We start from the raw sequence: 14,941 nt of genomic DNA, 5'->3' as shown, positions 1-14,941 counted from the left end.
AGGAAGGTCCGGTCCATCGACCGTTATTCGATTTTGAGGGCGCCACGTGTTGGCGAACTAAGGTGGTACCGCGGAAGATACGGCTTCTTTCGTCCTTAGCGTTAAGGACGAGAGTAGCCGTTTTTTGTGTAGACAGATAGAGGAGGATTGGCACAATGACCAACGAAACAAATGAAATCAGCATGCCGACGAAGTACGACCCGAGTGCGACGGAAGCGAAATGGTACGACTATTGGATGGAGAACAACGTGTTCAAGGCGGACGAGGACGACTCGAAACAGCCTTACACGATCGTCATCCCGCCACCGAACGTCACAGGGAAACTTCACCTCGGACACGCGTGGGATACGACGCTCCAAGATCTACTCACGCGCTTGAAGCGCATGCAAGGCTATGACGTCCTCTGGCTCCCAGGGATGGACCACGCCGGTATCGCGACACAGGCGAAAGTTGAACAGAAGCTCCGTGAGGACGGCATCATGCGTTACGACCTCGGACGTGAGAAGTTCCTCGAGAAGACGTGGGAATGGAAAGACGAGTACGCCGACACGATCCGGGCCCAGTGGTCAAAACTCGGCCTCGGCCTCGACTACTCGCGTGAACGGTTCACACTCGACGCGGGACTGTCAAAAGCGGTCCAGGAAGTCTTCGTCCGCTTGTATGAAAAAGGCTTGATCTACCGCGGCGAATATATCGTCAACTGGGACCCGGCGCAAAAGACGGCCGTCTCCGACATCGAAGTCATCTATCAGGAAGTCGAAGGCGCGTTCTACCATATGAAATATCCGCTCGCTGACGGCTCAGGCCACATTGAGATCGCGACGACGCGCCCAGAGACGATGCTCGGCGATACGGCCGTCGCCGTCAACCCGAAAGACGAGCGCTACGCGCACCTCGTCGGTAAGACGATCATGCTCCCGGTCATGAACCGTGAGATCCCGATCGTCGCGGACGACTACGTCGACGTCGAGTTCGGTACCGGTTGCGTGAAGATCACGCCGGCGCACGACCCGAACGACTTTGAGATCGGGAACCGTCACGAGCTTCCGCGTATCCTCATCATGGACGAGTCGGGGACGATGAACGAGAATGCTGGCAAGTACGAAGGGCTCGACCGCTTCGACTGCCGCAAGCAGCTCGTCAAAGACTTAGAAGCAGATGGCACGCTCGTCAAAATCGAGCCGCATACGCACTCGGTCGGTCACTCGGAACGTTCAGGCGCGGTCATCGAGCCTTACTTGTCGAAGCAATGGTTCGTCGATATGGAGCCACTCGCCAAAGCGGCGCTCGCAGCGCAAGGCAACGACGAGACGAAAGTCAACTTCGTCCCAGAGCGGTTCGAAGGCACGTACCTCCGCTGGATGGAAAACATCCGCGACTGGTGCATCAGCCGTCAACTTTGGTGGGGCCACCGCATCCCGGCTTGGTACCATAACGAGACAGGTGAAATCTATGTAGGCAAAGAAGCGCCGGCTGATATTGAGAACTGGCATCAAGACGAAGACGTGCTCGACACGTGGTTCTCGTCAGCGCTCTGGCCGTTCTCGACGATGGGCTGGCCGGACACGGATTCAGCAGACTTCAAACGCTACTTCCCGACGAGCGCGCTCGTCACGGGTTACGACATCATCTTCTTCTGGGTATCGCGGATGATCTTCCAATCGCTCGAATTCACGGGCAAGCAGCCGTTCAACGACGTGCTCATCCACGGTCTGATCCGTGACTCGGAAGGCCGCAAGATGTCGAAATCGCTCGGTAACGGCGTCGACCCGATGGAAGTCATCGACCAGTACGGTGCCGACTCGCTCCGCTGGTTCCTGCTCACGGGCTCGACACCAGGGAACGACCTTCGCTTCTACTGGGAGAAAATCGAATCGACATGGAACTTCGCGAACAAGATTTGGAACGCGAGCCGCTTCGCCCTCATGAACATGGACGGGATGAAGTTTGAAGACATCGACCTCTCAGGTGAGAAGACGCTCGCCGACAAGTGGATCTTGACGCGCTTGAACGACACGGTCGACCAAGTGACACGCCTCGTCGACAAGTACGAGTTCGGTGAAGCCGGTCGTTACTTGTACAACTTCATCTGGGAAGAGTTCTGTAACTGGTACATCGAGATGGCGAAACTCACGCTCTACGGTGAGGACGAAGCGGCGAAAGCGACGACACGTTCGGTGCTCGCGCATACGCTCGATTCGATCATGCGTCTCATGCATCCGTTCATGCCGTTCTTGACAGAAGAAATTTGGCAGCACTTGCCGCACGAAGGCGACTCGATCGTCCGTGCGAGCTATCCGACGCGCCGTGACGACCTCCACTATGCGGAGTCGGTACCGGCGTTCGAAGCGGTCATGAACGTCATCCGTTCAGTCCGTAACATCCGTTCGGAAGTGAACGCACCGATGTCGAAACCGATCCAATTGTTCATCGCGACGAGTGACGACACGACACAAGGCTACTTGAGCGAAAACGAAGCGACAATCGGCAAGTTCACGAATGCGACCGAACTTGAAATCGGACGTGGCTTGACGGCACCGGACAAATCGATGTCAGCGATCATGACGGGCGCAGAGCTGTTCATCCCGCTCGCCGACTTGATCAACTTCGAAGAAGAGATCGCCCGTCTTGAAAAAGAAGTGGCGAAGTACGAGAAAGAAGTCGAACGCGTGCAGAAGAAACTCGGCAACCCAGGTTTCACCGGCAAAGCACCGGCTCACGTCATCGACGAAGAGAAAGCGAAAGAGAAAGACTACCTCGACAAGCGTGACGCCGTGCGCGCGCGTCTTGAAGAGTTGCGTAAGTAAAAGTTGGACCTTCTTTGGAGATTTATGCTCCAAGGAAGGTTTTTTTTGTGGTTTGGGAGAATTTTGGCATCTAAACGAGAAGAACCCCCGACGTCACGAACGACGTTTGGGGGTTCTTCGACGTAGCCATAAAACATAAAGTCCGATTCCCGTGATCCACAGGAAGTGCATGTAGAGCGAATCAGTCAGCCCGACTCGATACAAATGGGCGAGATACACGGCATATAGGAATCCGGCGATGAGCATGATAGTGAAGTAGACGAGCCTCATGTGTCGTTCTCACCACTCCATTCAAGCTCATTCAAATGTTTCATGAACTGGAAAAACGAGACGATTAAGAAGAAGGCGGGCATGGACCAAATCCAGCCACTATAAAACGGACCTTGCCATAGCTCGAGCGAGATCAGGCAAGCGAAACCTAGAGAAATGAGTGAAGCAAGTAGTCGCATAGTAAACCTCCAGAGTGTCGTTTGTCTATAGTACGCACCCAAACGCTAAAAGGTTCCAAAAAAAATCCATCCCGCGAAAGCGAAATGGATCACGTGCCACAAAACGTCTGATACGGATACGTCCGCTCTGGTCCCGGCGACACGTAACGCCCGTAATCGGCTTCGTAGTCATACGGCTGACGCAACACGTCAAGCAAGGCGGTTGTCGGACCGAAGTCACCTCGTTCAGCTGACGTGATTGCCGCTTCGACGTGATGGTTGCGCGGGATGACGGCCGGATTGTGTTGGCGCATGAGTCGCGTCACATCTTCGTCCGGAAGAGCTTGTTCAGCGAGACGTTTGCGCCATGCCGAAAGCCAGTCCTTCCCATCGTCACGCGACGCGAACGGAAGTGACTCCGTTTCTCCTAGCGTGAGCACGCGGAACGTGTTCGTGAAGTCGGCCTCGGTCTCCATCATGAGCCGGAGCAGTTCGTCCGTCAGCGCGTCATCGCCGTCTTTTCGGACGTAGAGGCCGATTTTATGGGCGAGTCCGGTGAAGTACGCTTGTTTATAAATCTCCGTATAATCGTTCAACAAACGATTGGCGATGTCGACGGCAGCTTCTTGCGTGTCGGCGAGCAGCGGCAACAGCGTCTCGGCGAGTCGGGCCAAGTTCCAAGATCCGATATACGGCTGGTTCGCGTAGGCGTAACGGCCCTCGCGGTCGATCGAGCTGAAGACGGTGTGCGGATGGTACGAGTCCATGAAGGCGCACGGACCGTAGTCGAGCCCTTCGCCGCTGATGAACGTGTTATCCGTGTTCATGACACCGTGGATGAAGCCGACGAGTTGCCAGTCGGCGATCAGTTCCGCCTGACGTTCGATGACGCGTCCGAGGAACGCCTCGTAGCGGTCGGGACGACCTTCAAGGTCCGGGTCGTGACGATGGATCGCATAGTCGGCGAGGGCGATAACGTCATCGATCGACCCGGCAGCAGCCGCATATTGGAACGTGCCGACGCGAAGATGGCTCGAGGCGACACGGGTCAGGACGGCACCGTGCTTCGGTCCTTGACGCATGACCGGCTCGTTTGTCGCAACGACGGCGAGGGCGCGGTTTGTCGGGATGCCGAGCGCGTGCATCGCTTCGCTGATGAGGTATTCACGTACCATCGGCCCGATGGCGGCCCGTCCGTCACCGCCACGCGAATACTCCGTCGGTCCTGAGCCTTTCAATTGCACGTCGACCCGTTTACCGTTCGCTGTGACGTGTTCCCCTAAGAAGAGGGCGCGTCCGTCACCGAGCATCGTGAAGTTGCCGAACTGATGCCCGGCGTACGCTTGCGAGAACGACGTGTCGGTCTGCCGGTTTCCGGACAGGAGCGCCACGTCTTCTTTCAATGCATCAATATCGAGTCCGAGTGTCTCGGCGAGGGGTTCATTCAATAAGACGAGTTCTGGTTTGTCGACCGGGTTGATCGGCCCACGGTCGTAAAACATGTCACGAAGTTCGACGTATGTCGCTTCAAAGTTCCAACCTGTGTCTTTCATCTGAATTCCTCCTATCTCTGTTCGCTTCGAGTATAGCACAGCCGATTCTCTGCGTAGGCCTTCGTGAATTTTGGTAAGATGGGAGGGAAGTGTTAGAACAGGGGTGGGTTAAAGATGGAGACAAGACAAGACGTATTTGAATGGCTGAGCGGACAATTACGGTTTGGGATTAAACCAGGATTGAATCGAGTCGAGTGGATGCTCGAGACGTTACAAATTGACGAATTGCCGTCGATTCACGTGGCCGGGACGAACGGGAAGGGATCGACCGTCGCGTTTTTGCGGGCGATGGCGATCGCTGAAGGGTTGAACGTCGGGACTTTCATCTCGCCGTACATCATCCAGTTCGAGGAGCGGATTATGTTGAACGGCGAACCGATTCGCGAGGTTGATCTCGTCCGTATCGCGAACCGTGTCCGTGACCGTGCCGATGAGTCGCCGGAGACGTTGACCGAGTTTGAACTGCTGACGGTCATGGCGTGGCTGTACTTCCATGAACAGCAACCGGACCTCGTCATTTGGGAAGTCGGTCTCGGGGGACGGCTCGATTCGACGAACGTGTTGAAGCGACCGCTCGCGACGGTCGTGACATCTATCGGGCACGACCATCAAGGTATACTCGGCGATACGCTCGCAGAGATCGCCATGGAGAAGTTCGGCATCATGAAACGAGGTGTCCCGATGTTCCATAGTTTGGACGATGCGCAGTTGATCACGTTGCTCGAGCAACAAGGACGGACGATGGAGGCACCGGTGCATGCGGTCATGCCGCTCATCGAGTCGATCGAGGACGGGGCCGACACAACTGTTACATATGAAGGACTGCCTGCTGCGGCTCTCGGCTTGACGGGTCATCATCAAGCCTACAACGGAGCGTGCGCCGTCGCGGTCGCCCGTCATCTCGGATGGAAGACCGAGGCGATATTGATAGGGCTTGAGACGGCACAACATCCGGGGCGCTATGAGCTCATCTCAAAAGAGCCGCGGATCATTTTAGACGGGGCGCATAACGCGGAAGGCGTAGCGGCACTCTGTGAGCAACTTCGGCTAGAAGAAGATGTCACCGTGCTTGTCGCGACTCTTGCCGACAAGGACCGTGAAGCGATAATCAAATCGTTAGGGACGATCGCGACCGTTTATGAGACGACGTTCGACTTTCCGCGGGCACGGACGAAAGACAGTCTAATCGAGGACGGGGCCCGTTACGTCGAGTGGAAAGATTGGTTGGCGGAATGGGTACGTTCGCCGCGCTCGAAAACACTCGTCGTGACGGGATCGCTTTACTTTATTAGTGAAGTGAGAACACATTTGAAAAGAAACATTTACCAATGATCGAAGAAAGCTATGTATGTTTTTCCAAAGAGGTGGGATAATTAGTGGTAAACACTAAAATTGGGGAGGAACTCACGTTGCGTAAGTTCATGCAATATATCGCAGTTCTCGTCTTACTTATATCTATATTTCCACAGTACGTCAAAGCGAATACGACTGAGGTTCCATTGAACGTCTTGATTCTTAGGGATGCATTTAGTACCTCTAAAGTCGTGACAATTACTGAATACGATACTGCCGTCAAGACGTATCGCGATTCTTTAAATTTAGATTCGACGAAAATCAATGCGAAATTTATGACGATTAAAGAATTTAACGCTTCACGTTTTCCGATGAACGGTGCTTTTGACGCCGTCATGATTGGCAGTAGCCCACTCTCAGCAAAATATCAAACGGGAACGATCGGGAAGAGTGCGAATCACGATACGACAAGCCAACACAACGATTTAACGGCGCTAAAAGTCGACGAGTTGTTCGATTCGGTTGTCCGTATCGGCCTTCCGCTCTATATGCATGAAGATGCAGCAAACGGAGGTGCACAGTTAAAACGCTTAGCTTCGTTTACAAACGTGAATGTTTTTACTGAAAAAACCAATGCAAATATTGACCAAGAAATGGCGGCACAGTTGAAGTCGTTGACGGGTAGCAGACCACGCATGAAGACGGTCGATGTGCGATACAACAATCAAACACTCACGAATAATACGATTAAAGTGCAAGGCGGTGTCCGTGCCCCAATCAACTTTAATTATAACTTGGCTACTTCTCCAACGAGTTCGGCCATCATTGAGCTTTATATCGACTTTGATCATAATGACCGGTTTGCCACACAAGAGAAAGTGCTCGAAAAACAGGCTAAAACTTCAGATACAGTCGACTTCACACTTTCACGCCCGACGTTTAGCGGTCCTAAAAATTGGATGCTCGTCGTAAAAGATACGGTGACCGGACAAGCGGATTATAAGAGAGGTACGTTCATCTATCTAGATCAAAAAGTACAAGCGAATATTTTACAGTTAACAGCTGGGACGAGTACGAACGGACAGATTTCAAAAGATTTGTCAGACATGCTCGTCGATCCAGCCGGCAACTATGAATTTAACTTGACGAACGGGAACACAGATAACTTCGATAAAGGTTCTTATGATACAGCGTTAGCCGCGAACGATTATGACATGCTCATCTTCGGTTTCCAAGATTCATACAACATCTCAGGAAGTATGAGTGAGGCCGCGACAAGAAAAGTAAAACGATTCAGCGAGACAGGGCAAGGAGTCATGTTGACACATGACACTATTTTCCGGACAAATAGCGGCAACAGCGCAACTTCTGAATGGGAACGACAATTTGTTAACAGCGACCCGACTTTAAACATTTCGGGACAAAAAACGTATACAAACATGGGTTATGGTGCACCAGAACAGACAAGTCGAGCTATCAAAGTACAAGATGGTATTTTTACGACATATCCTTATAAATTGGATGATGCGCCAAAGAACATCTCAAATACGCATAATCAATATTTCACGCTTGATTTAAATGATCCCGATGTGACACCTTGGTACAATCTTTATTCGACGAGCGGAAATCGTATATACGGTGACGCCAACAACCATTATTATACGTACACGAAGAATAATTTCACCTATTCAGGCGCAGGACACACGAACAAATTTTCGCAGTCTGATGAGAAGAAAATCTTTATTAATACGATGTATCGAGCTTTTATCGGTGCGAATCATAAACCGTACAACGTGCTTGAGTCGGTGAGTGACCAATCGAACGCCTACACGACGGACGATATTAAAAATAACAAAATCGAAGTGACGGAAGGCCGAGATGTCAGTATTATGTGGCGTCCGAGCGATTATGACTTCCAAGATCAAACACTCACTTCAAAAATCAGCTATAACGGTCAAACGACGACGTTCAATAACTTGAGAAACTATGAAGTGAAAGAATTCGTCATTCCGGCAAAAGATGTAATCGAAGGTGAGCCGATGCAAGTGTCGATTGAGACGACGGATCAACGGAATGCCAAAGTGACGGACTCGTTTACAATCAACGTGAAACGAGCAGAAGATGTGTCTGAGTTGATTGAAGTGACGCGCGCAATTACTCCTTCGACGATTAGTTTGTACGAGACAGGAACGATTAAGTATCAAATTGAGTATCCAGAGCAGTTCGATCGCTTATCGAATCAAAAAGGCGATAAGTTTCTTAGAGTAAACACGGCCACATTCTCAGAGAAACTTCCAAAAGAGCTCGAGATTGTTGCTGTACGTGGCACAGACGGAAAAGAGATCGCATTGAAAGACAAGCAATCGATTAACCTGGAGTTAGAGTTAGATCTGTATTATGAACGGAAAGGAAATAAAAATGTATTCTTATCTGACGAAAGCAGCAGCCGCTTTTTCACGTTCGAAGTGGACGTCCGTGCAGTACAAGCTGCGACTTCTTTGATTCATTTGAAAAAAACTGAAAATGAATTGAAGTCTGAGGTGGAGATATCTAAAAAGCAAGATCATCGCCTAGATAAGCATAATGAGTGGGACAAAGAGACGACGATTTCGTCTAAGTTTCCGGATCTATTCATCAATATCGGGGCACCGTTCGCCTTCAAAGCGAGTATTCCGGACGTGACGTTACAAATTGGAGCCGAACAGATTGTGAGTCCTGTCATTACCGACGCGAAAGGAAACAGTTTCTCAAATCCGAAGTGGAAGACATTGAAATGGGAAATTGTCGGCAATAACGGTATGGCGCAACTAAGTGGGTCGGGGAACAATGCGGTCATTAAAGGCTTGAAAACGGGAGACTCAACAATCCGATTGACGATTGATCCTGGTGAAGGGCGGCCGTTCGTCATCGCCGAGTCTAAGCTTAAAGTCATCAGTCCACCGGAACAGATTCAAATTAAATCAGAGAGCCTGTTTGTTGGTCAAACGTTGACGGTGACACCGACTGTTTTCCCGACAACGGCCCAGTATGACTCGATTCGTTATGAAACCGTCTCTGGAGACAGCGTCACCTTTGTCCAAAAAGGGACTGGGTTAGAAGTGAGCGGACTCAAGCCGGGTGTTACCACGATTAAAGCGAGTATTGATGCCAGTCCTTTGTTTAACAATTTAAATGTGAGAATGCCAGTGACGACATTTACGATTACAGTACTTGCACCAAGTCTGACACAGACACCAGACCAACTGGATTTATGGGTATGGAATAGCCTTGATCCAGACAAACGGGTAAATGACGTGGCAACGATTAACGTCGTATCGACACCGAACGTCGGGAAACAGCTGAAGTTAGTCGGGACAGTCCCGGCAGCTGTCGATGTGACAGCTACAGCAACAGGTTATACTATTCGTGCAAATTACGGATACGGACAAGGTGGAGTACTCACTCCGATTTCGTTACAAACGACATTTGAAGAAGCAACGTTGCGAAACGTTCTATCTAATCCGACAATCGTTCGGGTGAACGAATACCCGAACCAAATCCTTGCCCAAGACATGACGATCAATATCGGAGAAGGTACGGCTCCGAGATCTCCATCGCTTCAATTCTGGCCGACAACGTCTACGTGGCAAGATAGTCGATTGAACGTAGTGTCAGGACAGGAATATGTACAAGTTAGCAGTTCAGGCAAGCAACTAGTACCAGTCAAACCTGGTGTTGCGAAAGTAGAGGTCTATACAACATTGCCAGCCGGCCGCGACTTTATCCCGGTAAAAGATACGTTCTTTGTCCGAGTGATTCAGACGTCTGGTGACAATAAGGATGATCGTTATTAATAACGGAAAGTTGGAAATGCCGTGAAACGAAAATGGTTACTCGTATTACTTTCTTTGCTCATCATCGTTGCTGTATTCGCGATGTACAGATTGAACATGACAAAAGCGAATCTTGATTCGTTAAGCGGTGAAGAATTACAAGATGCGATTTCCTCGAAAAAGCAATTGACTGTCGAGGAAGTGACCTCGTTACAAGAACGAGGTGAATGGGGTGCGGTTGAGCAAGTCCTTCGCTCGAATAAAGTTCAACCGACACCTGAGTTATTCTCTCAAGCAATCCAACAAGGCACGCCAGAAGTCGTCACCGCATATTTACAGACGGATATCGATCCGTTTGCTGAAGTGAATGGTGAAGCGGTGCTAGCTAGACTGTATGGAGAGAACGCTGACCGTGACAAGTGGGAAATCGTTCATCAGGAACTAAAAGATGAACGTTTGCTTCCAATCGCGGCGAACGCTTTAGATATGAGAGCGGTCCAGTCGTTACTTGGAAACGGTGTAGCGATTCCGAGTACAGCTGAGGAGACGATCCTCTTCCAAGCGGTACGACATAATCAGGTTCCATTGATTGAACTATTGATTGAGAACGGAGCGGTTTGGACAAGCGAGCATGAGCAACTGGCCAAAGACTTCCGCTCAGACTTAGTCATCGAATGGATGGGCCAGAACTAAGAAAAACCTCACCTGCAAAAAATGCAGGTGAGGTTTTTCTGTTGAACCGGTCACTTTAACTGAACAGGGTTGCTGACAAAGAATTGGAGTTGATTCGTGACGGGCAGTGTATTTAATTGATTGAAAACCGCATCGTTATAGGTCAGTTGCAACCGCGAATATTCGGGGCGGTGCTCTTGGATGTGGCTGTCAAAATACTGTTCCGCCGACAACTCGTCACTCTCCGAAAAGCGACCGCGGAATACGTTCAACTCAAGCGGACCTTTGCTATAGAGCCCTCCTTTGATCTGTAAATCAGAGCCTACGGCGTACACTTGGGTCTTGTCTAAAGAATCACTATATAAGAAAGCCTGGAGCACAGTTGATTCTGCTTTGAATTCATTGATCCGGTTAAGTAGAATTTTCCCTTTTGACAGCAAAATGAGTGAGTTGAGCCCATCGGCAGTCAACGGTTGAATATTTGCCCGGTCAATGATGGTATCTCCGAGCACATAAACCGTCGATTCAAAAGAAACGGTTCCTTGAATTTTTAAATCGCCTCGTACGATCAACGGTCGCTCGATTGAGAGGTGGGTCAAAGAATCAATGACTACGTCGCCATCGAACAACAAGGGACGATCACTCTTTTTAATCGATTCCGTGATATACATCTGGTTATTTGTCAATTCGCTAGGAAGTGTAATGATCGTCGACTCAGTCAACCGATCATAGGCGGCTTTGTTTAAGTACGGACTTGGACGCTCGATGATTTGAGATCCATCGTCAGTAATCACTTTGTCGATTTCAAATACATCATCTGTTTTCGGGATTGTCGGTGCTTCGAACACCGTTGTATCTACTGAATTCGTATAAGGGAGCTTTGTATCGAGTCGTCGATTCAAAAATTCAATGATGGAATAGTCATATTGGAATGCAGAGAACTGACTTGCCGCTGGACCGAAGTCTGGCAACTCATTTGCAACGTCATTTCCTGTGGTGAAATAGTTAGGTTGCTTACAAATCAGACAGTCGGTTGGGTTCGCTAAATCGATGCGTCCGTCTAAAAGAAAACGACTTGACGCTGAATTTTCAAGTTGTTCATCGTTACCGTTCAGCTGGTAATTCGCCGTCCGGTCAAACGTCAAAGGCCCACCTGAGAAGATGTTCCCTTGCACGGTCGGCATTCCGTTCACCGTCAACTGCTCGTCCGACCCGAGTACGTAATACAAAAACGCGGGCAGAGCCGTCAAATAGAGGTCTTGCGTGTATTCGACCGACAGGAGCGGTTGCTCGGGATTTGTTTGCCGGCTCGCGACGACGTTCACTTGCAAAATCTTCGTAAATGGCGCGGTATCGAGCAGGTTCGCGTCCGCATTCTCTTTTAATTGAATTGAATAGCTGATTTCACTGTCGCTCTCACTCGGAAGCCCGAGGAACGGTTCGTTTGAAACGAGTGCGCCTTGAACCGCGTCATTAAAAGCCGACTCCGACTCCATATGAGCCGGTACATCATTTGCGTCATGAAGAGGGAAACGATTTCGAACATCCGCCGCAATCAGATTGAGCGCACTTTTCGCGTCTTCGTTCAGCTGCGTATCTTCCGTGCGGATGACCGTCAGTTTATTCGTGACCAAGTTCACTTGCATGGCAGCGAGCGATAAGACGGCGAGCGCGGCCATCGTCACGAGGACGAGTACGAGCACATAGCCTTCTTCTCGTTTATGCATAAGTGGTGCCTCCTTTCTTCTCAAAATGGGATCGAGCTTTTAAACGTTTTAATGGAATCGGGATTTGCCTTTAACGATAGATTCATCTCGATTTCAATCAAGCCGCTCGTCATATAGTCCGGTCGCCGTGGATCATAGACGGGCTCGATCAGTTGAATCGTAATGTTATCTAGTAAGACGTTCGGGTTGCTCGGCACGTATGAATCTGCTGATAAGTTCAAGCTGATCGGTTCGTATCCGGCTTCCCGATAAATCATCCCAGTCGATGAGATGCGAGGTTCGGATAGTTGGTGGAATTGGTAGGTGTCATCTACTTCGGTGACGGCATCGAATTCACTCCGGTTGACCTCGGATAGGATGGACGTGACCAAATAGTCGGCTTCACTGCGCAGTTCGCTCGTTTCATTCGTCAATTGAAAACCGAGCGTGCCTGAAATGAAGGCAGTGATGATGACACCGCTTAAGATCGAGGCAACGACGACGGTCACAAGGAGCTCGACGAGCGTAAACCCTTCGGACGCTTTACTGAACGAGTTCACTTTCTGGGACAGCCGTTTCAGGGAACGGCTCTCGTAACGTTGCATTCGAAATCACTCCTTTCAACGTGACAGGTGTTCGGAGTCGATCGGTCGTCACGGAAATCTCGACTTCGATTGTATTTGAAGGCAGCGTTGACAATTGGGTGATGGTAGCGACGTACGTCTCACCATGGATCCGATAATCAGAACAAAAGTCACACTCTAAACTCACGCTGTTTCGATTCAACAGTTTATTCAAGTCAAGCGTTTCTTGAACAGCTGAGGCGCGTCGATCTAATGTATGCAGTGCGTTTTGAGCGACTTGGTTGGCGATGGTCGTACTCAGACTATCATTCGTCGTCTTCAGACTTTGGCTGAATATGTTTAACAAGGAGAACGAAACAATTGATAAAATGACGATCGACACGAGTACTTCGACGAGCGTAAAACCTTTTTCGGAACGGGCCAACGCATTGACCTCCTTTTCAAATATAATAAAATACTAGGAAAAAAGCGTATGATTTCCTAAATAAATGTTAATTTCTGTCCAATGCATATTATACTAAAGTTAGAGTACAAACGGATAGTAAATCGAAAGTCTCATTTTTACATAGGGGGAATTGGAATGAAGCAATATGGGATGCACTTTTTCATCCTGACATGTCTTGTGTTGCTCGTGTCGTTACCGACGATCGGGCTCGTCAACTATCTCGACGCGTCAGCGAAGACAAGCGCTACATATAAAGACACACGTGTCGCCGGGATCAACATATCGGGGATGACGAAAGAAGAGGCGGTCGTCCGACTCGACAATGCCGTCAAAGACTTCGCAAACGCACCGTTCACGGTCACGCTCGTCGACGGGACGGCGCTTGAAGTCGGCAAAGACGTCGTATCATTCAACATCGACGATACGCTTGAAGCCATATCTGAACCAGGGGACTATCCGCTCATCACAACAATCGATGAAGAGCGAATCGCTCCGTATTTAGAGAATCAACCCGTCACGATGACGATGGTGACCCCACCGCTCGTCGCCTCAGCGTCTAAGCTCGATTCGAACGTCGCCCTTGAGATGGTCGCAGAAGAGAACGAGGTCGTCGCGTCGATGACGATTAGTCCGACGCCAGCAATGCGCTCGGCGTTAGAACGGATGAACGGATTTGAAATGGATGCAGGCGACATGTTCAGCTTGAAGTCGTTCGGGGAAGATTTTGAAGCACTCACGCCGCTCGGCTCGTCGCTTTATAAATTGTTTGCGGCGACTCCGTTCAAAGTGCTCGAGCGTGTCCCGCATGAAGTGCTTCCGAGCGGCATCGAGCTCGGCTACGACGTCAAAATCGATGCCGGCTCGAACTTCGCCGTCCAAAACACGGAACAATCACCTTACGCCATCATCGTCCTAGATGAAGGGAACGTGATGACGGTGCAACTGCTCGGGAAAGCGTTCGTCGGCGCGTACGAATCGCGGGTCGAAGAAGTCGCAAGCGTTCCGTACCAGAACGTGATCCGCTTCTCCCCATCACTCCCGGCCGGAAGTTCTTCGGTGACGCAATCCGGTCAAACTGGAGAGTCAGGGAAGTTGTATCGCATCCGTGTCACCGAGGCAGGCGAGACGCGTGAACTGTTGGGCTTTGACTTCTATGAGCCGGTACCGGAGATCGTGACGAAAAGTTCAGTCCCGCTACCGCCGCCTGAACCGGTTGAACCGATCATTCCGACGTTCCCGGATGAAACACTGGACGACGACCCGTTTAATGACGATATAGAAGATGATGGATTGAATGAATTTGAAGAGCAACCGCCGGTGGACGAGGATGTCCCGGCGTCTAGCGAGGAGGCAGTCGGATGATCGGATATGTAATACTGCTCGCCTTTTGGGTGCTGGCCACGTTGACGCTGTTTGCCTTGTCGATCCCATACGTACGGAAGCGCGAGACGAAACTCGTCGTGTCGGTACTTGTGGCCGTGTTATCGCTCGGTATGTATATGCTGTATGCGGAATCGCTTGAACGGACGTGGTGGGCTTGGCTCCTCATCGTCATCGGTTTAGCGGGCGGCGCAGCGTTGAGCGTCTTCATTGAACAGCGAGACGTCGAGCAGGAGGTACCTCAGAGGATGGTGAAGTAAG

The 14,941-nt window shown here is 50.4% G+C and carries 12 protein-coding genes and 1 other annotated feature (1 of these 13 running past the window's edge); of the genes, 6 read left to right on the top strand and 6 right to left on the bottom strand.

From position 1 onward, the window contains the following. Nucleotides 1–100, top strand: a binding site (T-box leader); it begins 121 nt to the left of the window's first position. Nucleotides 101–155: 55 nt separating this feature from the next. Further along, on the top strand, nt 156–2,807 hold the full coding sequence (locus BJU60_RS04800; RefSeq protein WP_070327714.1) for a valine--tRNA ligase: 2,652 nt from the start codon (nt 156–158) through the stop codon (nt 2,805–2,807). A 93-nt stretch (nt 2,808–2,900) separates the two neighbouring features. Here the strand turns inward: BJU60_RS04800 and BJU60_RS15325 are convergent, their stop codons facing one another. From BJU60_RS15325 to BJU60_RS04790, 3 genes are all read right to left on the bottom strand, one after another. Further along, nucleotides 2,901–3,077, bottom strand: a complete 177-nt coding sequence (locus BJU60_RS15325) for a hypothetical protein (protein ID WP_161568392.1) — start codon at nt 3,075–3,077, stop codon at nt 2,901–2,903. After that, on the bottom strand, nt 3,074–3,256 hold the full coding sequence (locus BJU60_RS04795; RefSeq protein ID WP_070327713.1) for a hypothetical protein: 183 nt from the start codon (nt 3,254–3,256) through the stop codon (nt 3,074–3,076). The genes BJU60_RS15325 and BJU60_RS04795 overlap by 4 nt, the downstream gene beginning before the upstream one ends. A gap of 89 nt (nt 3,257–3,345) precedes the next feature. Beyond that, nucleotides 3,346–4,788: a protein adenylyltransferase SelO gene (locus tag BJU60_RS04790; protein ID WP_070327712.1), complete on the bottom strand. Its 1,443-nt coding sequence runs from the start codon at nt 4,786–4,788 to the stop codon at nt 3,346–3,348. 114 nt (nt 4,789–4,902) lie between these two features. On the opposite strand from BJU60_RS04790, the gene BJU60_RS04785 reads away from it, so the two are divergent. The 3 genes from BJU60_RS04785 (at nt 4,903) to BJU60_RS04775 (ending at nt 10,586) form a co-directional block, all read left to right on the top strand. After that, nucleotides 4,903–6,120, top strand: a complete 1,218-nt coding sequence (locus BJU60_RS04785; RefSeq protein WP_070327711.1) for a bifunctional folylpolyglutamate synthase/dihydrofolate synthase — start codon at nt 4,903–4,905, stop codon at nt 6,118–6,120. Between the two features lie 212 nt (nt 6,121–6,332). After that, nucleotides 6,333–9,914 (top strand): DUF5057 domain-containing protein, encoded by a 3,582-nt coding sequence (locus tag BJU60_RS04780; protein ID WP_236633417.1) that lies wholly within the window; start codon nt 6,333–6,335, stop codon nt 9,912–9,914. Between the two features lie 21 nt (nt 9,915–9,935). After that, the gene (locus BJU60_RS04775) at nt 9,936–10,586 is read left to right on the top strand and encodes an ankyrin repeat domain-containing protein (protein WP_070327710.1); all 651 of its coding nucleotides are present in this window, start codon (nt 9,936–9,938) and stop codon (nt 10,584–10,586) included. A gap of 50 nt (nt 10,587–10,636) precedes the next feature. Here the strand turns inward: BJU60_RS04775 and BJU60_RS04770 are convergent, their stop codons facing one another. From BJU60_RS04770 to BJU60_RS04760, 3 genes are read right to left on the bottom strand one after another with little or no spacing between them, the layout of a single operon-like run. Then, entirely contained in the window at nt 10,637–12,292 is a 1,656-nt protein-coding gene (locus BJU60_RS04770) for a hypothetical protein (protein ID WP_070327709.1), read from the bottom strand. A gap of 20 nt (nt 12,293–12,312) precedes the next feature. Beyond that, a complete protein-coding gene (locus tag BJU60_RS04765) occupies nt 12,313–12,876 on the bottom strand; it encodes a prepilin-type N-terminal cleavage/methylation domain-containing protein (RefSeq protein WP_254281641.1) in 564 nt (187 codons plus the stop codon). After that, nucleotides 12,815–13,279: a type IV pilus modification PilV family protein gene (locus BJU60_RS04760; protein ID WP_070327707.1), complete on the bottom strand. Its 465-nt coding sequence runs from the start codon at nt 13,277–13,279 to the stop codon at nt 12,815–12,817. The genes BJU60_RS04765 and BJU60_RS04760 overlap by 62 nt, the downstream gene beginning before the upstream one ends. 156 nt (nt 13,280–13,435) lie before the next feature. Between BJU60_RS04760 and BJU60_RS04755 the strand changes: the two genes are divergently transcribed. Continuing rightward, nucleotides 13,436–14,662, top strand: a complete 1,227-nt coding sequence (locus tag BJU60_RS04755; protein ID WP_070327706.1) for a G5 domain-containing protein — start codon at nt 13,436–13,438, stop codon at nt 14,660–14,662. Further along, nucleotides 14,659–14,940 carry a hypothetical protein gene (locus BJU60_RS04750; protein ID WP_070327705.1) on the top strand — a complete coding sequence of 94 codons (282 nt, stop codon included), beginning with the start codon at nt 14,659–14,661 and terminating at the stop codon, nt 14,938–14,940. The genes BJU60_RS04755 and BJU60_RS04750 overlap by 4 nt, the downstream gene beginning before the upstream one ends. Nucleotide 14,941 lies beyond the last annotated feature (1 nt).

Source organism: Exiguobacterium aurantiacum (assembly GCF_001766415.1).
Lineage (GTDB): Bacteria > Bacillota > Bacilli > Exiguobacteriales > Exiguobacteriaceae > Exiguobacterium > Exiguobacterium aurantiacum_A.
Note: the sequence above shows the minus strand (reverse complement) of the source record. Positions and strands in the feature narration are given on the sequence as shown.

What these genes read in the sequence shown, in the direction of transcription:
- BJU60_RS04800 (WP_070327714.1), top strand. Translation starts at nt 156, where the DNA reads ATGACCAACGAAACAAATGAAATCAGCATGCCGACGAAGTACGACCCG.
- BJU60_RS15325 (WP_161568392.1), bottom strand. Translation starts at nt 3,077, where the DNA reads ATGAGGCTCGTCTACTTCACTATCATGCTCATCGCCGGATTCCTATAT.
- BJU60_RS04795 (WP_070327713.1), bottom strand. Translation starts at nt 3,256, where the DNA reads ATGCGACTACTTGCTTCACTCATTTCTCTAGGTTTCGCTTGCCTGATC.
- BJU60_RS04790 (WP_070327712.1), bottom strand. Translation starts at nt 4,788, where the DNA reads ATGAAAGACACAGGTTGGAACTTTGAAGCGACATACGTCGAACTTCGT.
- BJU60_RS04785 (WP_070327711.1), top strand. Translation starts at nt 4,903, where the DNA reads ATGGAGACAAGACAAGACGTATTTGAATGGCTGAGCGGACAATTACGG.
- BJU60_RS04770 (WP_070327709.1), bottom strand. Translation starts at nt 12,292, where the DNA reads ATGCATAAACGAGAAGAAGGCTATGTGCTCGTACTCGTCCTCGTGACG.
- BJU60_RS04765 (WP_254281641.1), bottom strand. Translation starts at nt 12,876, where the DNA reads ATGCAACGTTACGAGAGCCGTTCCCTGAAACGGCTGTCCCAGAAAGTG.
- BJU60_RS04755 (WP_070327706.1), top strand. Translation starts at nt 13,436, where the DNA reads ATGAAGCAATATGGGATGCACTTTTTCATCCTGACATGTCTTGTGTTG.
- BJU60_RS04750 (WP_070327705.1), top strand. Translation starts at nt 14,659, where the DNA reads ATGATCGGATATGTAATACTGCTCGCCTTTTGGGTGCTGGCCACGTTG.